At 66.0% G+C, this 26,806-nt stretch carries 12 protein-coding genes and 1 riboswitch; of the genes, 3 read left to right on the top strand and 9 right to left on the bottom strand.

What is annotated here, in order from left to right:
* From K336_RS0107640 to argS, 7 genes are all read right to left on the bottom strand, one after another.
* Window positions 1-8,928 carry a type I polyketide synthase gene (locus K336_RS0107640; RefSeq protein ID WP_081660685.1) on the bottom strand — a complete coding sequence of 2,976 codons (8,928 nt, stop codon included), beginning with the start codon at window positions 8,926-8,928 and terminating at the stop codon, window positions 1-3.
* Window positions 8,925-13,616: an SDR family NAD(P)-dependent oxidoreductase gene (locus K336_RS17720; protein WP_081660684.1), complete on the bottom strand. Its 4,692-nt coding sequence runs from the start codon at window positions 13,614-13,616 to the stop codon at window positions 8,925-8,927. The genes K336_RS0107640 and K336_RS17720 overlap by 4 nt, the downstream gene beginning before the upstream one ends.
* Before the next feature lie 62 nt (window positions 13,617-13,678).
* Complete coding sequence (locus K336_RS17715) at window positions 13,679-15,364, bottom strand: fatty acyl-AMP ligase (RefSeq protein ID WP_162142582.1); 1,686 nt, start codon at window positions 15,362-15,364, stop codon at window positions 13,679-13,681.
* Between the two features lie 249 nt (window positions 15,365-15,613).
* Window positions 15,614-17,041 carry a nickel pincer cofactor biosynthesis protein LarC gene (gene larC / locus K336_RS15285; protein ID WP_021796882.1) on the bottom strand — a complete coding sequence of 476 codons (1,428 nt, stop codon included), beginning with the start codon at window positions 17,039-17,041 and terminating at the stop codon, window positions 15,614-15,616.
* Window positions 17,042-17,068: 27 nt separating this feature from the next.
* The gene (gene larB, locus K336_RS0107615) at window positions 17,069-17,794 is read right to left on the bottom strand and encodes a nickel pincer cofactor biosynthesis protein LarB (RefSeq protein ID WP_028706706.1); all 726 of its coding nucleotides are present in this window, start codon (window positions 17,792-17,794) and stop codon (window positions 17,069-17,071) included.
* Entirely contained in the window at window positions 17,787-18,656 is an 870-nt protein-coding gene (gene larE / locus K336_RS0107610) for an ATP-dependent sacrificial sulfur transferase LarE (protein ID WP_233418742.1), read from the bottom strand. Before larE ends, larB begins: the two co-directional genes overlap by 8 nt.
* Window positions 18,653-20,287: an arginine--tRNA ligase gene (argS, locus tag K336_RS0107605; protein WP_043150557.1), complete on the bottom strand. Its 1,635-nt coding sequence runs from the start codon at window positions 20,285-20,287 to the stop codon at window positions 18,653-18,655. Before argS ends, larE begins: the two co-directional genes overlap by 4 nt.
* A 303-nt stretch (window positions 20,288-20,590) precedes the next feature.
* A riboswitch (cobalamin riboswitch) is annotated at window positions 20,591-20,711 on the top strand.
* A 118-nt stretch (window positions 20,712-20,829) separates the two neighbouring features.
* On the opposite strand from argS, the gene K336_RS0107600 reads away from it, so the two are divergent.
* The 3 genes from K336_RS0107600 to K336_RS0107590 are packed head-to-tail and all read left to right on the top strand — an operon-like array spanning window position 20,830 to window position 23,782.
* The gene (locus K336_RS0107600; protein ID WP_051245522.1) at window positions 20,830-21,915 is read left to right on the top strand and encodes an ABC transporter substrate-binding protein; all 1,086 of its coding nucleotides are present in this window, start codon (window positions 20,830-20,832) and stop codon (window positions 21,913-21,915) included.
* A gap of 50 nt (window positions 21,916-21,965) precedes the next feature.
* Window positions 21,966-22,988, top strand: coding sequence for a FecCD family ABC transporter permease (locus K336_RS0107595; protein ID WP_211223466.1), 1,023 nt, complete (start codon window positions 21,966-21,968; stop codon window positions 22,986-22,988).
* Window positions 22,985-23,782, top strand: a complete 798-nt coding sequence (locus K336_RS0107590) for an ABC transporter ATP-binding protein (protein ID WP_028706701.1) — start codon at window positions 22,985-22,987, stop codon at window positions 23,780-23,782. The genes K336_RS0107595 and K336_RS0107590 overlap by 4 nt, the downstream gene beginning before the upstream one ends.
* Window positions 23,783-23,909: 127 nt before the next feature.
* Here the strand turns inward: K336_RS0107590 and K336_RS0107585 are convergent, their stop codons facing one another.
* A complete protein-coding gene (locus K336_RS0107585) occupies window positions 23,910-24,569 on the bottom strand; it encodes a SanA/YdcF family protein (protein ID WP_028706700.1) in 660 nt (219 codons plus the stop codon).
* Between the two features lie 352 nt (window positions 24,570-24,921).
* On the bottom strand, window positions 24,922-26,697 hold the full coding sequence (locus K336_RS0107580) for a DEAD/DEAH box helicase (protein WP_028706699.1): 1,776 nt from the start codon (window positions 26,695-26,697) through the stop codon (window positions 24,922-24,924).
* Window positions 26,698-26,806 lie beyond the last annotated feature (109 nt).

The following is a 26,806-nucleotide window of genomic DNA, read 5'->3' as shown; positions in this document are numbered from 1 at the left end:
TTATCCCCCCTCGTCGCCGCGCAGCGCCTCAGCCAAGTCGAGGATCATCTGTGCGTCTTCATCAGAAATTGCGGGTTCGTTCACTGGTCCGTCTGCTGGTTGTTGCTCATCTGGCCGCATTGCACCCAGCAGGGATTCCGCAAGCTGCTCCACCGTTGGCGACGACCAGATGACAGTTACTGGTAGTTGAACGCCGCTGGCTCGTTCCAGCCGATTCCGCAGTTCGAGCGCCATCAGAGAATCGAGCCCGAGGCTGGCAAAGGGTGACTGCGGGTCGATGATGTTCGAATCACAACGCAAGACCGCGGAGAGCTCTTGGGCTACTAGGTCGCGCACGCGCTCGCGTACCTCTGTCTCTGACATCACGCCAGCCAATAGGTCGGGACCGGACTCGTCGGAGTCGAGGTTAACCTCAAGATCCGAGAAATAGGGAAGCTCACTGACCGCCGGGTAGGACTGGAACCACTGCCGAGCGTCAACGTCAAAGACGCCAGCCCGCTGCAAGGAGGAGCAGATAATGCGATTCAACGCATCGAGGCCCTCGGCGTTGCTCAGCGCGTGGTAACCCAGCGTCGTGAAGTTTGTGGCCAGCCCGGTCTGCGCCCACGGGCCCCAGTTGATAGACTGGACCGTCATCCCCTCGTCGGCGTACTGCTGCGCAAGAGAGTCCATGGCTGCATTTGCCACCGCGTAGGCGCCCTGGCCGGGAGAGCCCAAGAGGACCGCCGCCGATGAGTAGAGCACGCAGAAGTCGAGTGCATCGGGCAGGACCGCGTCGAGGATCAATTTCGCACCAACAAGCTTCGGACGGAGGACGGCACGGATGGTCTCTTCGTCGACGTAGCGGATGGTTTTGTCCTGAACCACTCCAGCGCTGTGGATCACCCCATGCAAGGACCCGCCCGCCCGGGCACGGTCCACAAGCTCACTGACCGTGGAGGAATCGGCGACATCACCCAGAACGATCTCCACCTCAATCCCGCTTTCACGCCATTCCTCAATCATCGACGTGCGGTCGGCATCCGGCGGCCGGCGCCCATTGAGCACGAGCCTGCGGGGTTTCTGTGCGGCGAGCCAGCTTGCGGTCTGCCAGCCAAGCCCGCTGAACGCGCCCGTGACGAGATACGCGCCGTTCGGGCGAACCACCCGACCCGCAGGAGGCTGGGCCTCAAGTCCCGCCTCAGCGGTCACGACGATCTTGCCTCGATGCTCCTTCTCGCTGAATGCGCTCAGCGCCTCATCAAGGCTCCGCATCCCAAAGGTCCTAGTGGGAAGCGGTATCACCCAGCCAGCCGTGAGGCCCGCGACGACCTCACTCAGCAACCGACGAGTAGTGTCCCTGTCGTGATGCATGAGGTAGGCCAAGTCCACGGCGCTGAAGCTACCGCCCCGCGCGAGGGTGGCCAAGTCAAGCGCATGGTGTCCGAAGGTCGCGTCCTTGCTCAATTCAACGAACCGACCGCCTGGCCGCAGGGTACTGAGCAGCTGTCGAAAGGCCGAACCGGTCAGAGTGTTGAGCACGACATCGACTCCACTGGTGCGCTCCATGATCTGCTCGCCAAGGTCAAGGGCATACGAGTCTAAGACATCGTCCAGCCCCAGTTCTTGGAGGAATTCTCGTTTCTCTGCTGTGCCAGCCGTCGCGATGATCCGAGCTCCGCGCCTCCTTGCGACCGCCACGGCCGCCAGCCCTACGCCCCCCGAGGCGGAAGTGATGACGACTGTTTGGCCATCTCGAAGGTGTGCAACCTCGTCAAGGCAGTGCACTGCCGTCGTGTACGCCACCGGGAGTGCAGCGGCATCAATGGCCGACATCCCATCCGGTACCTGGCTGAGAAGGTCGGCTCGAGTGCGAACCATCGTGCCGATGCCACCCGTCGCTAGTCCAAACACCTTGTTACCCAAGTGGAGGGTGACGTCAGGACCGCAGGCGACGACGGTGCCAGCCACCTCACCCCCGAGGACAGGATGCTCGCCATGGTGCAGCGGATAGGCTCCGCGCCACTTGAGGACGTCTGAGAAATTCAGCCCGGCCGCCTCCACCTGCACCAAGACTTCCCCGCTCTCGAGCACGGGGCGGGCTTGTTCGACCCAGGCAATCTCACCGTCGGAGACCTCTGCCCGTACGACGTTGGATTCCGTGACCGGCAGTGTCAAGTCGCGTAACGGTGCCTGAACCTGCTGGATCCTCAACGCACGAGCCCCGTCCGCAAAGAATGCCACGTCTGTTTCCGGCGTGTTCGAGCGGACCAAAGACGCGAGCGCTAACTCAGATGAAGCGTCGAACGAGACCACAGAGGCGCACAAGTCGGGATGTTCATACGCAAGTACCCGACAGAAGGCTCTCAAGGCCGCCTCAATCTGCCCAAGAACACCCGACGGAGTGACGTTCACCAGACAGTAGACGCGTGGTGTGTCGCGCAGCCCCCACCCAAGCACGGTCATTACAGTGCGTTGAACCGCCATGAGGCATCCGACCACATCAGCGGAGGCCCTGCCTACGGCGTTAATCACAACACAGACCGCATCAGGGACGCTGTCAGAGCTAACCGTGGAGTCGAGCTCGGTCAGGCCGCTGCCAAGCGAAGTAGCCACACGGGCTGCGAGCTCAGAGGACGCGGGCCCTTCCGCCACAACGCGAATTTCATCGACCGCAGGCCCAGAATGGCCGGGTAGCGAGACCCACTTCTGGTCGAACAGCGGGAGACGTGCGCTTACAGGCGCGTCCATTTGACACAGCCGGATGCCCGATACGTCGATACGCCCACCCTCGGCAAGCATCAATACGTTGCCGGTCGCGAATCCCACACTGTCTCTCGTTAGCTTGGCCCACGCCGTCGCCTCCCCGACGAACTCGCCGGACACGCGAATAGTGCCGATCTGCTCGGGCAGGACGAACCCAGCTGAGTTTTCGGCCAGCGATGACACCGCCAGCGTCTGAAGAGCTCCGTCGAGCAGGGGAGGAAAGACGCGTGCCCGACGATCCACTCTACGGGTAGGGTTCGCTCTGAGGTGAGTCGTAGCGATGCCGTCAGTGCTTAACCACGCCTCCGTGATGGGCGCGAAGATTCCGCTGTGCTGCTGGCCAACGCTGCGGAGCCGCTCATACAGTCGTGAAACTGGAAACTCAGCCCCGGCCCTCGATGCGGGCTCAGTGTCGATCGCAGGTTCGTCCTGGGGCGTTAGGACGGTGACCTGCGCCGAGGCGTGGAGCTGCCATGAGGGAGTTTGTGAGCCAATGCGCACCGCCCAAGCGTTCTCGCCCACCGGTCGCAACGAGGTCGTCACAGGGACGGAGCTGTCCGGAATGTAAGCGCTGTGCAGCTTCAACCCGCTGATTTCCACGCAGGTGGGCGACCCCTTGATAGTGTCGACGGCCTCGACGATCATCGCCGCCCATCCCGCCAGCGGCATGACAGGAACTCCATCGACCCGATGCTCGGATAGCCACGGAGCAGTACGCATGAGATCAGGGTTCGTGAACACATGCTCACCCGAGGGCGTCAAGGCATGCTGGCCCAGCAGCGAACTGGTCTCACCCTCGCGGACGGTCGTCTCAAACCAGTGGCGCTTGCGGTGCCAAACGACAGGGGGAAGAGGGGACCGTAGGTTGGGGCGCACTGACGGATCGTGACGGCGCATACTCGGAATGAATGTTACTTTCCGACCGTCTGCGCAATCCATCACTGACGCGCCAAGCAGCGGATGTGGCGACATCTCGACGAAAAGGGTCTCGCCCGTCGCCATCGCGTTCTGCAGAGACTGCATCAGTCGGACGGGTCGCCGGAGGTTGTCAGCCCAGTAATCAGCGTCAAATCTCGGGTCCTCGGCGACAGTCGACAGGAACTTGACCCGAGGCTGTTGCGGCATGAGCTGTGCGAGTTCCTTTCGGAGATCGGACAGAAGCTCGTCCGCTTGGGGAGAGTGTGAGGCCACGTCCACAGCGATCTCACGTGCGAACAGTCCACGAGCCTGAAAATCCGCCGTAATCGCCCGGATGGCTGTGGGGTCGCCCGACACTACGGTCTGCCCGGGAGAACCCAGGACGGCGATGTCGACACCTGGATGACCGCGGATGATCTCTCGCGCTGCCGATTCGCTGGCCTCAAGCATGGCCATGAGACCCTTACCCGCGATCCTCTTGAGAAGACGCGAGCGGCGGGCGATGACAGCCATGCCGTCCTCGGCCGTCAGAGCTCCCGCGACCACGGCGGCCGCGACCTCTCCCATGGAGTGGCCTATGACCGCCGACGGTTCCGCTCCCAGCGCCCGCCAAGTTGCGGCGAGTCCGACTTGCATGCAGAAGATCGCAGGCTGCACAAGATCGATACCAGCAAGCTCCGCTTCGCCCCGAAGGAGCGGAAGCAGCGCGCGACCGGTCTCACGCTTGAAATAAGGCGCGAGATCCGTGATGGTTTCAGCAAAGGCTGGGCTGTCATCGAGTAGTCCTGCACCCATTCCATCCCACTGCGAGCCCTGACCTGAGAAGAGCCAGACGCCGCCCTGCGATGCAGTGACTGAATCTGAAGCGCTGGGCGCCTCTTCAAGGACCACGTGCACATTCGTGCCTGAAGCGCCGAAGCTCGACACGCCCGCGCGCGCCGGGTGACCCGTGCATGGCCACGGCACCAACGTCGTTGGGATCTCAACTCGCGAGCCCCGAAGCGTGACCTGTGATGTCAACCTTTCGAAGTGAAGGTTCGGTGGAATCTTGCGGTGCGACAGGGCCAGTGCGGTCTTGATGATACCGCCAATACCCGCAGCGGCCTCCATGTGGCCAGTCACACTCTTCAGCGCCCCGATGATGATCGGGTTTGTACGGTCACCAAAAACCTCGCCGAGCGCCTCCAGCTCAATCGGATCACCGACAGCGGTCCCGGCACCGTGGGTCTCGACGAAATCGATGTCGTCTGCAGTGAGCCCGGAACGCGAGAGAGCATCTGAGATCACGGCTGATTGCGCGGCGCCGTTAGGAACAGTCTGACCCGCGCTCTCACCGTCTTGGCCGCATGAGCTTCCCCTCAGCACCGCGACCACGCGATCACCGTCCCGAACAGCAACAGACAACGGCTTCAGCATGATCATTCCGGCGCCCTCGCCGCGGACGAACCCATCGGCGGACTCATCGAAACTCGCGCAGACGCCTCGAGGCGACAGCATGCCCCAACGGGTAAACGAGACGGAGGTGTCGGGGGCCAGCATAATGTTCACGCCGCCGACAAGCGCGGCGTCACAGGTTCCGGAGCGGAGCTCACCCAAGGCAACATGCAGTGCAGTCAGGCTGCTGGAGCAGGCCGTGTCAATCGCCATCGCTGGACCTTGAAGTCGCAGCTGGTAAGACACACGACCTGCGGCAAAATTCGCTGCGCTTCCCGTGCCCGTGTACGCATCGATATCCTCTAGACTCGTGGCACGAGTCTGCCTGACCATGTAGTCGCGCGTGGTGATGCCAACAAACACGCCTGTGCGCGTTCCTTGAAGGCCTAAAGGAGCCAGTCCAGCGTCATTGAGTGTCTCAACGGCCAACTCGAGCATAAGGCGTTGCTGGGGGTCCAGAGCGGCAGCTTCACGGGGCGATATCCCGAAGAACTCAGCATCAAATTGCGTGGGATCCCATCCAGTGAGGAAGCCGCCGCGATCAGTTCGAATTGCTCCAGGCGTGGTCGGGTCAGGATCGATCAGGCTTGCAGCGTCCCACCGCTCAAGAGGGACCGTACTGATGGCGTCGCGCCCGGTTGACAGGGTTGTCCAGAACTCGTCGAGACTTTCTCCTCGGGGGAAGCGGCACGCCATGCCAACAATCGCAATCGGATCGTCAGACAAGGCCGCAGGCCGGGCCGATTCGCGACGTTCCTCGGTCGCGCCCCCGAGCCGCAACCGCTCCAAGATCTGCGACGCGAGAGCTGCGACTGTCGGATGACTGTAGACGACGGTCGGGGACAGCCCTACCCCGAAGTCTTCGTTGAGAGCTCGCTGCACCTGCACGCTCATGAGCGAATCTAGGCCTACATCGAACAGTCCCTTATCCACGGGCAACTGCTCAGGGTTGCGCAAGTGCATGAGGTTAGCCACGACTCGCCTCACCCAAGTGACGACAGCATCACTGCGTTCCCGTGGAGGGGTAGCAGCCAACATCGATGCTCCTCGAGCCTCGGGTTCCGCCTCGTTGCTCGGCCAGAGCAGCTGATCGACCAGAGTAAAAGAGGTTCGTGTCGAGTACGCGACCCGGACGAGTTCCCAGTCCGCGTCCGCAACCATGACCTGACAGAATTCGTTCTGGGCCAGCAGCTGGTCAAGGGCATATATCGCGAGCTGATCATCCATCGCTTGCAAACCGGAACCCTCGACGTGGCGGCGCTCGTTGTCTGAAGTCTCATCCAGCCGGCCTGCCCAGATGCCCCAGTCGATGGCGAGCGCCGGCAACCCGCGCTCGCGGCGGTGGTACGCAAGTCCATCGAGAAAACCGCTGGCTCCTGAGTAGTGAGCGAGCTGCCTAGAACCGAGGCACCCCGTCGTTGAGGAGAAGAGCGCGAAGATCGATAAGTCAAGTTCTGAGGTAAGTCTGTCAAGGTAGACGGCTGCGTCCACCTTCGGGCGATACATCGCGTCGACATCCTCGGCCGTCAGGTCCTCAAGGGAGCAAGGACCGCCAGCGAACGCCGTCAGGAACACGCCGTCCAGCTCTGGACGGTCCCGCCCGAAGCTGCTGATCACATCTCGCATCTGAGACGGGTCATCAGCGTGAGCCAGCGTCCATTCCACATCAACTCCCTGTCGATGAAGAGCGTCCATGCGGAGGTTCAGAGGCTCCTTCGGTTGACCGCGACCGGTGAGAGTGAGGTACTTGGCCCCACGCTCCGTGAGATAGTCGAGCAGCGCGAGGCCCACAGGGCCGTTCGCTCCGATCACAAGATAGCTCCGATCTTCCCGGAGACTGGCTGGTCCGGCCTCTGTCAGGCTTTCGGGCGCCGGGACGAGTCGGGGGACGAGGCGTCGGCCCTCACGCAGGACCATGAACAGCTCGCCGTCATCAGATCCCAAGTGGGTCGCCACTGCTTGGGCAAGCCCCTCGACATCGTCTGCGTCGACTGCGCCAGCGAAAGTCGGCCCCAACTCAAGGGCGCAGGCTCGGGCCCAACCCCACCACGAGGCGGCCACGGGATCGATCGATGGCCCGCGCAGGGCGCGTTGCGTTGCGAAAAGGATCTGATGGTCGGTCTCGCGTCCGCATCGTGCGGCGACCTCCGCCAACATTGACGCCTCATCTTTCAACCCCTCCAAGTCGGCGAGGTCATGCCCCGTCTCGGGAGTGACCACTGCGATGACGGCGGGATCCGGTTGCCAGAACTCGAAGCTTCCCGAGATCGTCACCGCACCGAGCGCTTGAAGAGCGTCCGCAAGCGTTGACGCCGCCACCCCTGAGGCCGATCGGACATCAAGGCGTAAGCCATCGAGCGGGACAGCCTCAGCAGGAGCCTCGACGAGATCAGAGATCAGGAACCAGTTCTTGGGGGTCCGAACGCCTCGACCAGGAAGAGGCCACGACGTATCATGATTCCATTGGCGCGGATGCCTTCGCGGCCAAGCCGCCGTGCTCGATCCCTCCTCAAGAATGACGTGCGCATTGGTACCGCCGAAACCAAAGGATGAGACCGCGGCCCGGCGCGGCCTGGTCGACGGCCAAGCTAGAGGCTCACTCGCAATTCGGAGTCGCGTGGGCCGCTGAGGAATATGGGGATTAAGACGCTCGAAGCCAGGATTTCTAGGGATACGTCCGGACCCCAGCACGAGCATCGCCTTGATAAAACCGACGATACCGGCAGCGGCCTCAAGGTGGCCGATGTTCGATTTCACAGCGCCAAGCACGCATGGGTCGCTGGTCGTCGGAATTCCATAGGTTTCATGGAGAGCTTCGTACTCAATGGGGTCACCGAGCGCTGTTCCCGTGCCATGCGTCTCGACGTAGCCCACTGATTCCGCCGAGATCCCTGCGTTCGCCAGCGCTTGTTGGATGACGGCGACCTGAGCGGCCCCGCTCGGCGCAGTAAGTCCTTGGGAGCGTCCATCCTGATTGATAGCGCTTCCACGGATGACAGACAGGACCTCGTCCCCATCCCTGAGCGCATCAGAGAGCCTCTTCAAATAAACGGCACCGGCTCCCTCACCGCGAACGAAACCGTCAGCGGCAACGTCGAAGGAGCTGCACCTCGCGCGTGGCGACAGCATTCCCCATGACTCGAGACTGTCGTGCGTGCGACGCGACAGCATCACGTTGACTCCTGCCACGATCGCGCCATCGCATTCCCTCATGGCAAGGCTGCAGGCCGCCTGATGAATCGCAACCAGCGAGGTGGAACAGGCCGTATCGAAGCTAATTGCGGGACCGCTTAAGTCTAGGATGTAGGCGAGCCGCCCCGCAGCAATAGAGTGAGCGTTTCCACTCGCCGCGTAAGGGGATGGCGCAGAGATAAACACTTCCTCGAAATCGTGGTGGTAGATTCCGAGGAACAATCCCGTGGCACTACCACGCAGGTCGTCTACACTACGGCCTGAATCCTCAATCGCTTCGACGGCGATCTCCAGCGCAAGTCGCTGCTGAGGATCAAGCGATTCAGCCTCGAGAGGCATGATGCCGAAGAAATCCGCGTCGAAGACGAGGGGGTCCGAAAGGAAACCCGCTCGGATGCCGTGCGAATCTCCAATCCAGCGCCGTGGATCAGTCTCGGTGATTGGCGTAGCGCCCTCGGTGAGCAGTCTATCGAAGTCGTCGACTCCGGAGACGTCGCCTGGCAAACGCACTGAGACCCCCAAGACGGCTATCGGCTCGCCTCGCAGCTGGGATGATGCGGAAGAAAGAATCTCGATGATCCGATCGCGTTGGCTCTCCTGCAAAACGGCCAAGCGGGCATAGGTCGACTTCTCGGTCATTGTTCCTCGATCTCTTTCAGAAGTTGTCCGAACGCCGAAGCCGTGGGGGTCGGATCCGACTGATCACTGCCTTCGGGATGAGGGCCATCGAGTGAGTCACCCAGTTCGAGGGCAGTCGCGATTGCGTTGACCGAGGGGTGATCCCAAAGGAAACCGACGGGCAGCTCCTGCCCAACGAGGTCGTTGATGTTGCGCAGCATCCGTAGAGCGAGAATCGAGTCCATCCCGTATTCAGCCAAGGGCCGATCGCGCGAAAGGCGCTCGTTGGTGATTCCTAAGTGGCGGCGGACGATTTCCTCAATCAAGCGAACCCGCTCGTCGGTGTCGGCGTGTGTCCACACGCCAGAGCGGTTATCTTGCTCAACGACCTCACCAACGATGACTGTCTGCGTAGTCTCGCTACTTAAAGCCCAGGCCAAGGCTCGCAGCGCCGCGTCAGGCTGCAGATCTGTCCAGCCAGCCAGCCGGAGTACCTCCGAGGCCGCTTCAGCCTGGGCGCGGCCAGCCAATCCGACCGATGCCCAAGGACCCCAGTTGATGACCTGCCAGCGTCCCCCACGGCTGACCACGCTACGAACCATGCCGTCTACCAAGGCATTAGCCGCAGCATAGGCGCCTTGACCCGGCACACCGCTGACCGAGGCAGCCGACGAGAACACCATTCCGCGAACGTGCTCACCACAGGCATCTAAAAGATCACTCAACCCGCCCGCCTTCACGGACAAGGACCGCTCGATCTCTGACTCGGTGAGGTCAGCTACGGAAAGATCCGGCGAGTAACCCGCCAGATGGAAGACTGTGCTGATCGTGTCCCCATGGATGCTTCTCCACTTCTCCAACCACCTGGTGAGTGACCCGCGGTCCGATAGGTCAACGGGAACCACCCAGACTGTGACTCCAGCTTGGTGTAATTCGTCTAAAATCGACGCGTCTGGTTGGCCGCGAGTCGTGAGGATCATTGCCCGCGCCCCGTGCTCCGCCAAGTAGCGAATCAGGAGCTGACCGATCCCACCGAAGGCTCCGGTCACTAGCACGACGTCGTCTTCCGTGAATCTCAGAAGTTTCGGCTCAGGCACAGGGACGAACGAGCCGCTCGACAGCGTCCATCCCTCAAGCCTAGAGGACGAAGACCCTGTCGGAGAGTCGACGATGCCAGCCCAACGATCTGGCTGCTCGGCAGCTATCACACCTGCAAGCCCCCACAACGCGCAAGCCGGTTGCGCTGACGAGTGCGCGTCCTTGACTCCATGGGTGATGACTGCCAAGCGCTGGTCCGGCCCCAAGCCCTCAAGTCGTCGTTGTGCCTCGCAAATCAGGTCGGCAGCAGTGCCGACCTGATCATGAGTTGATACGGACGGCACGTCCCACACGTCGGTCCGGGTGCAGTCAAGCGCGGTCAGCTCCCAAGTAAGCTCGGCCCTCATCGCTTGAGGGTTGCTCTCGCGCAGATCGTAGGCAGCCAGATCAGATAAACACATCAGAGATGTGCCAGACTCGTCCCTTGCGACAACGTGCCAGAGGTCGCCCTCGCGCATTCCGAGTACCGTCGCCACCCCACAACATATTTCGTTCGAGCAGCCGACAGCTCCAACGCCCACCGGGGTCATCGGACCGTCAGCGCTGAGCGACGGGAGAATGCACCCCGCATCAAGCAACGCTGCCAATGCAGAGTCTTGGTCCGCAGGTAGTTCCAGACGCAGCGCGGCCCAAGCGCCCCCACGTGCCCAGCCAACTACCCGGCCCCGAGCCGTGAGCGCGTTTTGGGCGCCGTCATCAGGCATCTCCCACTGTTCCGGCTCAAAGAACGTAGGCGCGGTCAGTTGCTGCCCTGATTTTCGAGCGGACGCAACCAGCACCGCTTCGGTTCCACCGGAAGAGGTCGCATAGATTGACAGGAGTTCTCCGCTGGCGGTGGTCAGCACTTCTTGTTCTTGGTCCTCGTTCAAGGGAGAATGCAGTCTGACATCTTGGAGAGAGCTGCCACCAGCTGCCAGTAGCGTGGTCAGCAGCCTCCAAGCGGGCACTACTCGCCTGCCCTGCACCAAGTGCGCCGGGAACCCATCTGAATGCTGCGGCACGAGTGTGGCACGCCAGATTCGCTGTTCCACCTGACCCGGCAATCGTGTCATCGAACCCAACAGGTTGCCAGGGCCGCAGGCCAACGCGGTCCTCCCGACACGTCGCCGCGGGCGAATGTAAAGGTCAGCGTCGCGGCGCCACTGCCGACGTGCTGGTTGATCCTCCTGGATGCCCCGCATCAGGCCGGCACGCACCGTGATGGGCTTGGGTCGAGCGGTCTCGACGATCGGTGTCAGAAGCGACGGGTGCGGTGATACCTCCACAAACGCCCTCACGCCCAAGGTCAAACACTCGGCTACGGCTTCCGCGAAGAGGACAGGTTGCCTCAAGTTGGTGATCCAGTGAGATGCTCCGTCGCTCGGGTGACTGTTCGCGACCGTGCTGATGAGCGGTATCTCGCCCGGGAGAACCTCTAGATCGGAGATCATTTGCCGAAATGGCTCGAGGATCCCCTCGACCAGCGGACAATGTGAAGCGAAATCGACGTCCACGCGGCGAGGGTCGTAGCCGGCGGCATCCAGACGCTCCTCGACCTCCTCGATGGCCATTGGTGCCCCAGAGACGATCGTCGTAGTGGGACTGTTGTGCCCGGCGAGCCACGCATTATCGATCTCGTGAATTATGGCTTCAGTCTGGTCAGCCGATGCATGGCTGATCAACATAGCACCGGACCCAGAGAGCGATTCGACGAGGCTGGCACGGTGGCAGATAAGACGGGCGGCGTCCTCCGGCGAGAGGATCCCAGCGACGCATGCCGCAGCCACCTCGCCCATGGAGTGTCCGATCACGAACGCCGGTTGTTCGCCGCGATCGCGCCACAAAGCGGAAAGCGCCACCTGCACCGCGAAAAGGGTCGGTTGCACATGCGTGAGGCCCGTGGGTAGACGTCTTTCACTCAGTAGATCGAGCACCGAGAATCCACTGTGTTCGTAGATGACCGGATCGATTCGTTGGATCATTGCTCTGAACCCAGTCTCGTTGAGCAGATCATGCGCCATGCCAGCCCAGCGAGAGGCCTGCCCAGAGAACACCCACACCGGGTCGGCGCCCGAACCGTAGCCAGGCGAATCCTCAAGAATCACGTGCGCGTTGGACCCTCCAAACCCGAACGACGAGACGCCAGCGCGATGCAGACCTGAGTCATCGAACCAGGGGCGAAGGTCTGTAACGACTTCGAACCCTGCGAAGTCGATGAGGGGATTAGGGGTAGTAAAATGTATGGAAGGAGGTAATAAATCGCGGGACATCGCCAGCAAAACTTTGATGACACCTGCCATACCGGCCGCTGATTCGAGGTGACCAATGTTGCTCTTAACCGAGCCGACGAGCAGCGGCTTGCTGCTGCTTCTCCGACCATAGGCGAGAGCAAGTGCCTCCAGCTCGATGGGGTCTCCGAGAGGGGTCCCCGTGCCGTGGCATTCGACATATGAGACGTCCTCGGGCACAACGCCCGACCGTGTCAGGGCTAGGCGCTCGACCGCCGCCTGAGCAGAAGTGCGCGGTGCCAAGAGACCGTTGGAGCGACCATTCGTATTCACAGCCGTGCCGCGCACGACCCCCCAGATACGGCTGCCGTCGCGCAGCGCCGTGTCGAGGGGCTTCAGAACGAGGACACCGCATCCTTCACCTCGGACGTATCCATCCGCCTCAGCGTCGAAAGTCTTGCAGCGGCCATCGGGCGCCATTACGCCAGCGCGACTGAACGACAGACCACCGGCGGGTGAAAGCAGGACATTCACGCCGCCGACCAGCGCCGCCTCGCACTCGCCCGATTGGATACTGGTCACGGCTTCGTGCAAGGCGACAAGCGATGACGAGCACGCAGTATCGATGGCCATGCTGGGTCCGGAGAGATCGAAGTAATAAGAGATCCGGTTGGCCAGCATAGCCGCCGAGGCACCTGAGTTAGTCCACGCGTCGACGTCGGCGAGGTTAGTCGACGCGGCCAAGAGATGGTCATGCCCACTGACGCCGACGAAGACTCCAACGGGTCGCTCCGCAAGCTGTTCTGGAAGCAGACCAGCGTCCTGCAAAGCGTCGCTTGCTACCTCCATCAGCATCCGCTGCTGTGGATCCATGCTCGCCGCCTCAGCAGGGGAGATCGCGAAGTACTGTGAATCGAAACCGAAGGGATCATCGACCAGACCCGCGAAGCGTGGCACGCCGAGTTGTCGTAGATACTCCGGATCAGAAGCGGAGTCGCCCCACCGGAAGCCGGGAACCTCGCGGACCGCGTCGGTGCCGGACGCCAGCAAGTTCCAGAAGGCCTCGTGACCATTCCCGGCACCCGGAAACCGACACGACATACCAACCACCGCAATGGGGCCGCACTGCCCCGATGTTGTCGCGTTCTTGGATGCCGATTCGGATGACTGCTCTCCCGAGAGACGCTGGGCCAGCTGACGCACAGTCGGGTAGTTCCAAGCCGCTGCCACTTCTAAAATCAACCCGCTTGACTCCTCGACGGCAGCGGACAACGCGACCAGGTCGCGCGAACCGAGTCCAAGATCCGACCAAGTGGCCGTCGAAGATACGTCAAAAGACAAGTCGCCGAGTTGTCGTCTCACCCAGCTCTGCAACCAACGTTCCCATTCGGATGTTGTTCTCATGCCTAGCACCCCTCAACTCCGTAAACGATGCTGTTGTGTGCCGCAGCGTCTCGCACTCACGCTCAGTCGGCCCAGTCAGCGCACCACTTGGCATAGGCCAACGGACGCTGGATCTTCCCACTCGTCGTCAACGGGATGAAGTCAGGTGGGACCAAGGCGACGATCGACGAGGCGAAGCCATGGTTAACTGAGACCGCCGAGCGGATGCGCTTCGAGAGCTCCTTAATATCGGCGTCCGTCCGCGTACGGGTTTCAGCGATGATGAGTGGAATTTCCGTCGATCCAGTGTCGTGAGCGACGACAGCGACCCTGCCAGGTCGAATACGCGGATCGACCTGCTGAACGGTGCGTTCTAAGTCCTCTGAGTAGTGGTTCCGCCCGTCGATGATAAGCATCGACTTGAGTCTGCCGACAACGTAGAGACTCTCATCGCACACAGCAACGAGGTCACCGGTCCGGAGCCAGCGCTCATGGAGGTCATGTCCTGGCAACTCGACAATGGTTTGCTCGGTGTGGATCTTGTCACCCCAATACCCGCGAGTGATACTCTGTCCGCGTAACCACAGCTCACCAACACGTCCAGAAGGAAGCACAGCGAAAGTGACAGGATCGACCACGACGTGGTCGGTGCCTTCGGCGATGCGGCCGCAACTCACCAATTCTGTGCTGTCATCCTCATCCTTCGGGTCAGCCACAAACCCATTGGTCAGTCTTTGCCGGGAGATCATCCTCGTCTCGAGGTGCGGAGCAGCCGATACGAAAACGGTCGCTTCAGCCATCCCGTATGAAGGTCGGATCGACCCACTAGGCAATCCGTACCTGGCTAACTCGGCTTCGAACCGCGTAACGGTTGATGGACGCACAGGCTCGGACCCACTCAGGAGCCATTGCACCCTTGACAGGTCCAAGTTTTCACATACCCCACCTAAACCCTGTTGAAGCGTGTACTCGTAGCCGAAATTGGGTGATGCACTGATCGTGGCTTCGGTGCGGTCCAATGCCCGGATCCAACGACTCGGGCTGCATAAAAAAGAATCGGGAGACATCATGGTAACCGGGATTCCCGTGACGATCCCAAGGCCCAGCGCGAACACCAGTCCCATGTCATGGTAAAGAGGAAGCCAAGTTACCGCGCGGTTCTCACGGGTGATTCCGAGGGAGTCGCAGGACTGCTTTAGGTTGAACTCGAATGCTGCATACGTGATCTCAACACCCGATGGGCGCGAGGTTGACCCCGAAGTGTACTGCAGGTAAGCGACATCGTCGGGTCCAGGCCCGGAAGCAGCTAGCCAATGCTCAATGGGCGCCTCATCCTCGGGACTACCCATCAGTGCGTCAACGTCTAGCACGCGTGTCTGCGAACCCACATACTCAGATATCACTGACAGTGATGCTGAGTTCGTAAGAATGACGCGCGGCTGGCAGCTCTCAAGCATCGAGTTGATGCGTCGGTGATCCGTACGGTCGAGCGTTGGCTCAAACAGCGGGACAGCGATCACTCCAGCGAGTGCGCAGGCGATGAACGCGACCCAGTACGCGCGAGAAGTGGGAAGCATGATGGCCACTCGCTCCCGTCCATCCTGCGATCCGACCCCTACAGTCTCGGCCACGCGGGAGGCTTGATTAAGTAGCTCCTGCCAACTGGCCGTTTCTCGTTTCTCGGTACCTCCAGGGAAGGTTAGCCATTCGATCGAAGGGGTCAACGAATCTTCTTCAAAACGTGCAGCAACCAAGTCTCTGATAGTCATCGATGCCTCTTGACGGTGTGGATATAGTGGAGTGTCAGGGCTCATTTGTTTGTTCCTATTTGCGCACCCCTTCGAGAAAATTTCCAATTTCAGCATAACTCAGGGCGATGACATGTCAAGGAGCGAACAGGAACGCGACTTGGTCTTGCGGTACTAACCCGGGAGATCCCCCTGCGCGCCCGGACCCGGACGAGCCGTTCTGCAGCCCCCGTCGAACATGGTGCGCATCGCCCCGCACGGGCCGGACGCTCACCCCAGCCGTTCGCCCGGGCGCAGCCCCGCCTCCTCGGCGGCGGCACGGGCCGCGGCGAGCACGTCGACCACGGGCCTGTTGAGCCCCGCGGCGAGGGCCCGCACGTCGTCGAACTCAGGCTGGGCACGGACGATGGTCCCGTCCCGGTGACCGATCTTGACCCACACCGCATGGCCGTCGACGGCGACCGTGCGCCAGTCGCGGGCCAGCACGTCGCGGACCACCCCGCTGTAGCGGCGCACACCGAAGGTGCTCGTCAACGCCATGATGCGGGTGCTCAGGGCGTCGGCGCGCCCGGGCGCGCAGAGCACGTGGAGGACGTGGGCCGGGCGCCCCTTCTTCATGAGGGCGGGCTCGGCCCAGACGTCGAAGGCGCCCTCGTCGAGGAGAGCGGCGAGCACCTCGGGCCACACGCGGGGGTCGAGGTCGTCGACGGTGGCGGCGAGCTCGCAGACCCCGTCGGAGCCGGCCGGCCGGGCGTCCTCGTCCCCGACGAGGACGCGCACCACATTGGGACGCCCCGGCGTGTCCCTGCTGCCGGCGCCGACGCCGACCGCGCGGGTGGTCATGGCGGGCTGGGGGCCCGGTCGTTCGGCCAGGACCGCGACGAGGGCCATGCCGGTCGGGGTGCAGAGCTCTCCGGGCAGCGGGCCCTCGGCCCCACCCTGCTCGTGGTGACCCGCGGCGTGCTCGGCCGCGTGGCCGCCGCCGTGGTGGTGCCGATGCGCGTGGGCGTGCTCGTCGTGACCGGGATGATCGTCGCCCTGCTCGTAGTGGGCATGCGCCGGTCCGGGATGCCCGTGGTCATGCGCCGGGTGGCCGTGTCCCGGCGCGGGGTGGTCCTGGTGCTGCCCGTGGTGCCCGGCCGGGACGACACCGGCCGCCGTCGGCCAGCCCAGCGCGAGCTGCGCGACGGCCGGCACCGGCACGGGCATGAGCCCGTGGGCGGCGCGGACGCTGCCGGCGCCGACGGCGACGGGCGTGGCGACGACGCGGTCGACGCCGAGCAGGCGCAGCCCCTCGCAGCAGGCGACGACATCGGCGATCGAGTCGAGCGCGCCGACCTCGTGGAAGTGGATCCGCTCCGGATCGACGCCGTGCACGCGGCCCTCGGCGCGGGCGATCGCCTCGAAGACGGCCAGCGCGCGCCTCCTCGTGTCGGGCGCCAGCGCGGCCTCCTGGAGGGCCGCCCGGATGCTCGTCCAGGTGCGCCGCGGCGGGTCGTCGACGAGCACCTCGACCTCGGCCTTGACGGCGCGGATGCCCCCACGGACGGTCGGCGCCGCGGTGAGCCGCACCGAGCCCGGCACGACGGCCTCGACGGCCGCCTGGAGGGCGGCGAGCTCGGCGCCGGCGTCGACGAGCGCGCCCATCATCATGTCGCCGGCCATTCCGGCGGATGCGTCCAGCCACAGGGTCGTCATCGTGCTCTCCTCACTGATCGGCTCGTGTCATTGACCGGTTCGTTGGTCGTCCGGGTCGAGGTTCGCATGCGCGATCTGCGCGGCGAGGTGCCCGGCGCCGTATCCATTGTCGATGTTGACCACCGCCACCCCCGGCGCGCAGGCGTTGAGCATGGCCAGCAGCGCGGCCAGGCCCTCGAAGGACGCCCCGTAGCCCACCGAGGTGGGCACGGCGACGACGGGCGCGGCGACGAGCCCGGCGACCACCGAGGCCAGCGCGCCGTCCATGCCCGCGACGACGACGACCGCCGCCGCCCGCTCGAACAGCTCGCGGCGGGCGAGGACCCGCTGCAGCCCGGCGACCCCCACGTCGACGAGCAGCTCCACGCGGCAACCCAGGTGACGGGCGGTGAGCCAGGCCTCCCGGGCGACCGGGATGTCGGAGGTGCCGGCGCAGGCGACGACGACGAGCCCGCCCCTCGGGGCGGGGGGCTCGCCCGGCCAGGCCAGCAGACCGGCCCGCTCGTCCCAGCGGGCCCCGGGCAGCACCGCCGCGACGGCCTCGGCGCGCGGGGCGTCCATGCGGGTGAACAGGGCCGTCCGCCCGTCGGCGCGCCCGCGCAGCGCCGTCGCGATGGCGACCAGCTGCTCCACCGACTTGCCCTGCCCGTAGACGGCCTCGGAGATGCCGCGGCGGACCGCGCGACCGGCGTCGAGCTCGGCGACGCCGGGCAGCCGGTCGACGGCCCGCCCGTCGGGCCCGGACTCAGTCATGACGCCCCGCGGCCACGAGCGGCAGGGTGAACGCGCCCGACTGGATGCCTGCCAGGTCGAGCGTCACGAAGCGGAACCCGGCGGCCCGCACGCCCTCGACGAGACGGCGGCGCAGCGCGGCGTCGGCGAGACGCCCGAGCTCGTCGGCCGGCACCTCGATGCGGGCGACGGGGCCGTGGTGGCGCACCCGCGCGTCGCTGAAGCCGGCGGCCAGCACGACGTCCTCGGCCGCGTCGATCCGGTGCAGCTTCTCGGCCGTCACCGGATCTCCGTGCGGGACGCGGCTGGCCAGGCAGGGCGCCGCCGGCTTGTCGGCGACCGGCACCCCCCAGGCGCGGGCGAGGGCGCGCACCTGCGTCTTCGTGGCGCCGCAGTCGGCGAGGGGGCGCAGCACCCGGTGGGCGGTCGCGGCCCGGGCGCCGGGACGGTCGGGCCGCATCCGGTCGTCCGCGTTCTCCCCGTAGGCGACCGCGGCGAGCCCGTACTGCGCGGCGAGCTGCTCGTCGATGACGGTGAACAGCTCGTTCTTGCAGAAGAAGCAGCGGTCCGCGCCGTTGTCCGCGTAGCCGGCGACCTCGCCCTCGTGGGTGACGACCTCGACCAGGGGCACGCCGATGGACTCGGCCGTGGCGTGGGCGAGCCGGCGCTCCCGGGAGGCCAGCGAGTCGGAGACGGCCAGCAGCGCGAGCACCCGGTCGGCCCCGAGGGCCCGCACCGCGGCGGCGCACAGCAGGGCCGAGTCGACGCCGCCGGAGTAGGCGACGCCGAGTCGGCCGGACGGCAGCGCCTTCCGCAGGTGCGCGATGAGCCGCTCCGCCATCGAATCCGCGCCGTCGCACGGGGGAACCGGTGCCGTGCTCACATGCGCTCCGGGGCCTCGATGCCGAGCAGGTCGAGGCCGGTGGCCAGCACCCTGCGGGTGGCCGCGCACAGGCCCAGGCGGGAGGCGAGGACCTGCCCCGTGCTCCTCAGCACGGGGCAGTTCTCGTAGAAGACCGAGTACTTGGTGGCGAGCTCGAACAGATAGGTGCACAGCTTGTGGGGAGCCAGCTCGTCGGCGACCTCGTCGACGGCCTCGCCGAAGCGGGTCAGCCACAGGGCGAGCTCCTGCTCGGCGGGCTCCTCGAGCACGGTGACCGGGCCGCTCGTGCGCCCCTCGGCCTCGGCACGGCGCAGGATCTGGCAGACCCGGGCGTGCGCGTACTGCAGATAGGGGCCGGTGTCGCCGGTGGTGGCCGTCATGCGCGCGGGGTCGAAGACGTAGTCCTTCTGGAGGGCGTTCGACAGATCGGCGTACTTGATCGCGGCCAGGGCGATCTGGGGGGACGCGTGCTCCTCGGCCTCGTCGAGCAGGTCGTCGAGGTGAACGGCCGTGCCCTCGCGGGTGGAGAACTTCTTGCCGTCGGGGCCGAGCACCATGCCGTAGCCGACGTGGCGGGCCTCGACGCCCTCGGGTAGGTAGCCGGCCCGGCGGGTGAGCGCGAAGACGAGGTTGAAGTGGCGGGTCTGCTCCGAGCCGACGACGTAGACGAGGCGGTCGGCGTGCAGGTCGTCGACCCGGTGGCGCACGGCGGCCACGTCGGTGACGTCGTATCCGTAGCCGCCCTGCGAGTTGCGGAGGATGGCCGGGGCTTCGTAGCCGTCGACGAAGGCGACGAGGGCGCCCCCGTCGCGCACGGCGATGCCGCGGGACTCCAGGTCGTCGCAGATCTGCGGGAGCATGTCGTTGTAGAACGACTCGCCGTCGTAGTCGGCGTCGGTGAGGCGCACGTTCATCCGCGCGTAGGTGCGGTTGAAGCCGGCCTTCGACAGGCCGACGAGCGCGCCCCACATCCCGCGGGTGGGGCCGTCACCGGCCTGCAGGGCGACGACCCGGTCGCGCGAGCGATCGGCGAAGTCCTCGTCGGTCTCGATGTGCGCATTGGCGCGCTTGTAGAGCTCCTCGGCGCCGGCCAGGTCGAGGGTCGACAGGTCGAGCCCCTCGTCGAGGGCCTGCTCGATGAGCATGCCGAACTGTCGGCCCCAGTCGCCGATGTGGTTCTGCGGGATGACCGTGTGGCCCTTCGCCGCGAGGACGCGGTGGAAGCAGTCGCCGATGATCGTCGAGCGCAGATGCCCGACGTGCATCTGCTTGGCGGCGTTCGGCGCGGAGTAGTCGATGACGACGCGCTGGGGCCGTTCGGCCTGGACGATGCCGGCGTGCTCGTCGGCGTACTGGTCGTTGACGGCGGCGGCCAGCACGTCGGGGCGCAGGCGGAAGTTGATGAACCCGGGGCCGGCCAGCTCGGGGGGCTCGCACAGGTCCGAGACGTCGAGCCGGTCGATGATGCCGGCCGCGAGCTCGCGCGGCGGGCGCCCCTCTGTCCTGGCCAGGCGCAGGGCGACGTTCGACTGGAAGTGCCCGAACTGGGGTCTCGTCGCGGGCCTCAGTTCGGGATCGGCGCCGGCGACGGCCTCGATGCGGGCGGACAGCTGGGACGGCAGAGACGACATGACCTCATTGTCCCACGGCCCCCGGCGGCTTGACCCGCTCGTTCTCAGCCGCGCAGCGGTGGACCGGTGCCGCCTGACGCGAAGCCGCCCGAGAACGCCCGACCAGCGCCACGACCCGCGATGTGCGCAGCCGCCGATCGTGGCGGGGACGGCCGTTCCGGCACGCAGCGGCTCTGGGCCCGCTCAGCGCGCCAACGAATCAACCACCGTGCCCCGTGGTACCGGCTCAATACTGCCGGTAACCGGTAACATGACTGGCGCCAGTCAAGGGTGCAGCGCAGCGCGCAGCGCGACCTGCGCCCCAGGGAAGCCGGTGAGAGTCCGGCACTGACGCGCAGCGGTGAGCGGTGACGGGCGGGGCATGAGCCACTGGGCCACAGGTCTGGGAAGGGCCCCGTTCGGATGACCCCGAGTCCGAAAACCTGCTGGCCGGCGCATGCACCCGCATGAGTCGTGACGGCACGCAGGCGACGCACCGATGCGCATGCCCCGCCTCACGTGCCATTCGATGCTCCGCGTCTGAGCCATCCGGAAGGAACCTCATGTCACCGACCCCTCACAAGCCCGTGTTGGCCGCCCAGGCAGCACTCCTGTCCATCCTGCTCGTCGGCTGCTCCCAGCCGCCAGCGCCCACCACGGCCTCACCGGAGGCGACCGGCTCGGGCCAAGGCAGTGTTCAGCTGACCAACTGCGGCGAGGAGAAGACCTACGACACCCCGGTCGAGCGCATCGTCGCCACCAGCAACTCGTCGAATGTCGGCACCCTGCTCGATGTCGGCGCCGTCGACCAGATCGCCGCCATGTCGCTCAACGAGAACAACGACGAGGTGTTCCAACAGCTCTACGGCGTCGACGTCTCGGCCATCCCCCGTCTGCAGTCCCCCATCCCCCTCGAGTCGATCGTCGCGAAGAACCCGGACCTGCTCATCGGTTCGTACTCCGGTTTGTTCGCCGGCTCCAGCGGCGTCACCCCCGAAGTGGCGAATGCCAACGGCATCCCCACCTATGTCATCTCCGACTCCTGCCGACAGGACCCGACAGACCCTGGCTCGAAGCTCGGCGTCATGGGGCCCTGGGATGCCGTGCGCACCGACTTGGCCAACTACGGTGAGCTGACAGGTCACCAGCAGCAAGCCGAGGAACGGATCGCAGACCTCAACGCCCGGCTCGACGCGCTCGACGCCGCACCCCGGCCAGAGGCGGCGCCCAAAGTGCTGCTCTTCGACTCCGGTACCGATGACCTGTACACCTCCGGGGGCAACGGGGCGCCGCAGGGCATCATCGAGAAGGCCGGCGGCCAGAACATCTTCGCCGATCAGGACACCACTTGGTTCCACGCCAGCTGGGAGTCCGTGGCCCAGGCCCAGCCCGACGTCATCGTCATCATGGACTACCGCAGTGGCAACGCTGACGAGGTCACGACCAAACTCGACACCTTGCGCAACCAGGAGGGGCTGAAGAACCTGCCGGTCATCGAGCAGAATCGGATCATCGTCCTGCCGCTGGCTCTGTTCACCAGCGGCTCCCCGAACATCGCCGCCGCAGAGTCGCTGCGCCAGCAGTTCGACCAGATGGGCCTGACCCCCGACTCGGGGATCACTGGCGCGTTCGGCGGGTACGGCGCGTGAGCCACTCGCAACACCGTGGTAGCCAAGTCGGCCGACCACGGGCGCGGCAGCTGCCCGCTGCGCCCGTGGTCATCGTTCTGCTGGTCGCGATTCCCCTGAGCATCGCCGCTGCCACTGGCATCGGCGCCTCGGACGTGCCGATTTCCGAAGTCATCTCCGTCATCGTCAACCGTCTGAACCATGCCGGGGCCCCCAACGTGGCGGACACGATCGTCTGGAACATCCGTCTGCCCCGGGTCCTGCTCGCAGCCATCGTCGGCGCGGGACTTTCCCTCGCAGGTACGATCATCCAGACCCTCGTGCGCAACCCGCTGGCGGACCCCTTCCTACTCGGCATCTCCTCAGGAGCAGGCATGGGTGCCTCTGCTGTCATCACGTTGGGCGTGTTCGGCGCCGCCGGCCTGTGGGCGCTGTCGCTCGGTGCACTCGTCGGCTCGCTCACAGCAGCAGCCCTGGTGTTCGGGATCACGCTCCTCCAGGGCGGGCTGACCCCGTTGCGGCTGGTGCTGACGGGCACCGTGCTCAGCTCGGCGTTCTCTTCGGTGTCCAGCTGTCTCATCTTCCGCAGCGCCGAACCTCAGGCCGCGCAGTCGGTCCTCTTCTGGTTGCTCGGCAGCCTGTCGGGGGCCGACTGGAGCAAACTGCTGCTCCCCTTCCTCGCGGTCGTCCTCGCCCACGGAGTCGCCCAGGCCGCTGCCGGTTGGCTCGACGCCCTCGCCACAGGTGTTGATGCCGCGCTCTCGCTCGGGGTGCCCGTCAGACAGTTGCGCGTGCTGTTGTTCGTCCTGCAGTCCGGGCTTGTCGGTGTCGTCGTGGCCGTCTCCGGGGGCATCGGTTTCGTCGGTCTCGTCGTGCCGCACATGGCACGCATCCTGGTCGGGGCAAGGCACCGGTCGATGCTGCCGGTCTCACTGCTGCTCGGCGCTTTCCTCATGATCTGGGTCGACGCTGCGGCGCGTGCCACGGCGGCACCGATGGAGGTACCGCTGAGCGTCGTGACAGGCCTCGTCGGGGCCCCGGTCTTCCTCCTGCTGCTCGGACGACGGCGCTACCGGTTCGGAGACGAGTCATGAGCAGGCAGCAACCATTCCTCAGCGCCACAGGGCTCTGCTTCGACGCAGGAAGGCATCGCATTCTCGATTCCGTCTGCCTGGCGTGCATGCCCCACGAGTTCCTCGCAGTGATCGGGCCCAACGGGTCGGGCAAGTCGACGCTGCTTCGCCTGCTCGCAGGGCTACGGCGCCCGGCCAGTGGGAACATCGAGCTCAGGGGCCGACCGCTGAAGCAGTGGCCCTTGCGGGAGCGCGCAAAACAGTTGGCCTTCGTCGAGCAGGAGGCCCTCGGCCGCCCCGACGTACGGGTCAGCGACGTCGTCGCGCTCGGTCTGCTGCCGCACCGTCCCCCGTGGGGACCCGGGGACGGTGCGCAACGGCACGTCATCGACGAGGCATTGCGCGAGGTCGACATGCTCGACTTCGTCGACCGACCCATGAGTGAGTTGTCCGGCGGGGAACGGCGCCGCGTCCTGCTCGCCAGGGCCCTGGCCCAACGCACGCCGCTCGTCATTCTCGACGAGCCCACGAACCACCTCGACGTGCGCTACCAGCACAGCTTGCTGCACACGGTACGTGGCAGTGGGCGCACAGTCATCGCCGCCCTGCACGACCTGGGAATGGCGATGAGGTACGCCGACCAAGTCGTCGTGCTCGACCACGGACAGCTCGTCGCGCACGGCGCCCCGGACGAGGTCCTCGTCCCCAGCGTTCTGGAACCGGTCTTCGGTGTGCTGATCACCACTGTCCATCATCCTGTCACCGGGGAACGGCGCCTGCTCATGGACCCGAGCTGGGAGGAGCAGGGCCCCTGACCGGAACCCGCTGGCCAGTCCGTCCGGGAACGGCCACGCCAGCGCCGAGCCGAGCCGCGTGCGAGGGTCCGCGTCAGGCTGGCGATCATGATCGGCGACAGCAGCCACGGCCCCATCGGGACGGGGTTCAGCGCCCGTGACGGGCCAGCGCATCGGTGACCGAGGTCTCCTTCCCGCCCATGATGGTGGCCTCGCGGCGCCTGAGCAGGTCGACGGCGAGCTTCACGTTCGACCCGAGCTCGCGGACGACGCCCCGGCGCCAGGTGCTCGTGCCGTGGGGCTGCTCGTTGCCGACGCCGATGGCGTCCAGACCGAGCATCCGGCAGGTCGTGACGGCGCGGGCGATGTGGTAGCTCTGCCCGATCACGGTCACCGAGGAGACGCCGAAGATGTCGCGCGCCCGGTAGCAGGAGTCGTAGGTGTCGAGCCCGGCGTAGTCGGCGATCACGTCGTCCTCGGGGATGCCGCGGTCGATGAGGTAGTCGGCCATCGCGCTCGGTTCGGAGTACGAGGTGGTGCGGTTGTCCCCGCTGACGAGGACGACGCTCACCGAACCGGCCCGGTAGAGCGCGATGGCCTCGTCGAGACGCCCCGACAGGTACGGCGACGGCGTCCCGTCGGACGTCAGACCAGCCCCCAGGACGAGGGCGACGTCCCGGTAGGGCGCCTCGCCCGCGCTGACGACGCGGTCGCGCGCGACCGTGCGCACCCAGGCGAAGCAGCCCACCACGACGACGACGGCCAGCACGATGACGGTGCCGATGAGCCGGCGTAGGAACTTGATCACCGTGAGGCTCCTCTCGAGGTCGGGCTGTTCCCCGTGGGGAACCCCTCCGAGGCTACCCGCGCCCGGGGCGGCTGCCGGAACCCGACCGGCGGCCGGGCGCCGCCGACCCCGGCGGCGCCCCGAGCCGAGGCGGACAGCGAGTCCTCCAATGATGCTTCGAGGCTTGCTCGCAGCACCCATGGACCCAGCCACGACCAGGGGTCATACCTTTCGCCGAGCCTCCTGCGAACAAACCCTCCCCTCGGAGGCGGCGTCCCGGGGCGGGCCGACCGCACCTTGCCAACCGACCGCACCTTGTCATGCTCCGGCCGCATTGCAGCGCGTCCCCGGGCCGGGGCGAGCCGACCGGCGACTAGCGGGGTCGTCGCTCGGGGTGCAGGAACCACTCGCGCAGCGCGGCGGTGCGCTCGGCGACCTGCTCTGCGGTGCACCGGGCCAGGGGCGGGCCGCCGCAGTGGCGGCGCAGCGCGGCGTGGACGTGCGAGTGCGGCACCCCGGTGGTGCGGGCGTACTGCGCCACGAGCGAGTTCAGCTCCTTGCGGGAGGCCTCCAGCGCCTTGTGCAGACTCACCTGCTCCGGCACCCTGGCCCGGCGGTCGGCCTTCTCGTGACGGCGCACCTGCCGGCGCTGCCGCTCGCGCAGCAGCGCGCTCACCTGGTCGGGTTCGAGCAGGCCCGGCAGGCCCAGGTAGTCGGCCTCGTCCTGGCTCGTGGCGTCGGCGGGCAGCCCGTAGGCCTGCGAGTCGTACAGCACGTGGTCGAAGGAGGCGTGCGCCTCGAGCGCCTCGAACTGGCCGAGCAGGTCGTCGACGGCCCCCTCGGCGCGGTTGGCCTCGGCGATGAGCGCCTCCTCCGGCGCCCACAGGTCCCCCTCGTCGGTGCGGGGCCGGCCGATGACGTGGTCGCGCTCGCGCTCCAGCAGAGCGGCGTGGGAGAGGATGATCGGCACCGTCGGCAGGAAGACGGTCGCCAGCTCGCCCCTGCGTCGGGTGCGGACGAAGCGCCCGACGGCCTGGGCGAAGAACAGCGGCGTCGAGGTGCTCGTCGCATAGACGCCCACGGCCAGACGCGGCACGTCGACGCCCTCGGAGACCATGCGCACGGCGACCATCCAGCGCTCCGTGGACCGGGAGAATCCGGTGATGCGCTCGCCGGAGCTCGCGTCGTCCGAGACGACGAGGACCGGCGGTTCGCCGGTGATCCGGTGGAGGATCCGCTGGTAGGCGCGGGCCAGCTCCTGGTCGGCCGCGATGACCAGACCGCCGGCATCGGGCATGTGGACGCGCACCTGGCTCAGGCGGGTGTCGGCCGCGCGGAGCACCGAGCCGATCCACTCGCCCTTCGGGTCGAGGGCGGTGCGCCAGGCCGAGGCGGTGACGTCCTTCGTCAGCGGCGCGGCCAGGTCGGCCTCGACCTCGTCGCCCATCCTGGTGCGCCAGCGCATCGTGCCGCCGTAGGCCATGAAGACGACCGGGCGGACGACCTGGTCGCGCAGCGCCTGCGCGTAGCCGTAGGTGTAGTCGGCGTGCGAGTGGAGCGAGCCGTCGTCGAAGCGGTCGTATCGGATGAACGGGATCGGCGTGTCGTCGCTGCGGAAGGGCGTGCCGGTCAGGGCCAGCCGCCTCGTGGCCGGCTCGAAGGCCTCGGCGATCGCGTCCCCCCAGCTCAGCGAGTCGCCGGCGTGGTGGATCTCGTCGAAGACGACGAGCGTCCGGGCGTTCTCGGTGCGGGCCCGGTAGTGGAAGACGCGGGCCGCGACGCCGGCGTAGGTGACGACGACGCCGTCGTACTGGCGGCTGCGGCCCCGCCGACCGCCCCCGCCCAGGCCGGGGTCGAGCTGGATGCCGACCTTGGCGGCGGCCCGGGCCCACTGGGTCTTGAGGTGCTCGGTGGGACACACGACGATGACGCGCCGGACCGTACGGGCGCTGAGCAGTTCGGCGGCCACCCGCAGGGCGAAGGTCGTCTTGCCGGCTCCGGGGGTCGCCACGGCGAGGAAGTCGCGCGGCGCCGACGCGGTGTAGAGGTCGAGGGCGGCGCGCTGCCAGGCGCGCAGTCGGCCCGAGGTGCCCCACGGGGCGCGGCCGGGGAAGGCCGGAGACAGATGCTCGAAAGCCGAGGCGCTCACCGAGCCTCCCCTCGATCCGATCGTCCTTCCCTGCCAACGTCCGTTCCGGGACGCCTCGCGGACCGTTCGGCGGGTGCCGGGGGCACCGTCGGAGCCCGGACCGCAAGGC

This window comes from Propionibacterium acidifaciens DSM 21887 (assembly GCF_000426605.1).
GTDB lineage: Bacteria > Actinomycetota > Actinomycetes > Propionibacteriales > Propionibacteriaceae > Propionibacterium > Propionibacterium acidifaciens.
Note: the sequence above shows the minus strand (reverse complement) of the source record. Positions and strands in the feature narration are given on the sequence as shown.

Excerpts from the sequence above, each read along its gene's own strand:
- larC (WP_021796882.1), bottom strand. The coding sequence starts at position 17,041 with ATGACGACCCTGTGGCTGGACGCATCCGCCGGAATGGCCGGCGACATG.
- K336_RS17715 (WP_162142582.1), bottom strand. The coding sequence starts at position 15,364 with ATGACTATCAGAGACTTGGTTGCTGCACGTTTTGAAGAAGATTCGTTG.
- K336_RS0107590 (WP_028706701.1), top strand. The coding sequence starts at position 22,985 with ATGAGCAGGCAGCAACCATTCCTCAGCGCCACAGGGCTCTGCTTCGAC.
- K336_RS17720 (WP_081660684.1), bottom strand. The coding sequence starts at position 13,616 with ATGAGAACAACATCCGAATGGGAACGTTGGTTGCAGAGCTGGGTGAGA.
- K336_RS0107640 (WP_081660685.1), bottom strand. The coding sequence starts at position 8,928 with ATGACCGAGAAGTCGACCTATGCCCGCTTGGCCGTTTTGCAGGAGAGC.
- K336_RS0107600 (WP_051245522.1), top strand. The coding sequence starts at position 20,830 with ATGTCACCGACCCCTCACAAGCCCGTGTTGGCCGCCCAGGCAGCACTC.
- larB (WP_028706706.1), bottom strand. The coding sequence starts at position 17,794 with ATGACTGAGTCCGGGCCCGACGGGCGGGCCGTCGACCGGCTGCCCGGC.
- argS (WP_043150557.1), bottom strand. The coding sequence starts at position 20,287 with ATGTCGTCTCTGCCGTCCCAGCTGTCCGCCCGCATCGAGGCCGTCGCC.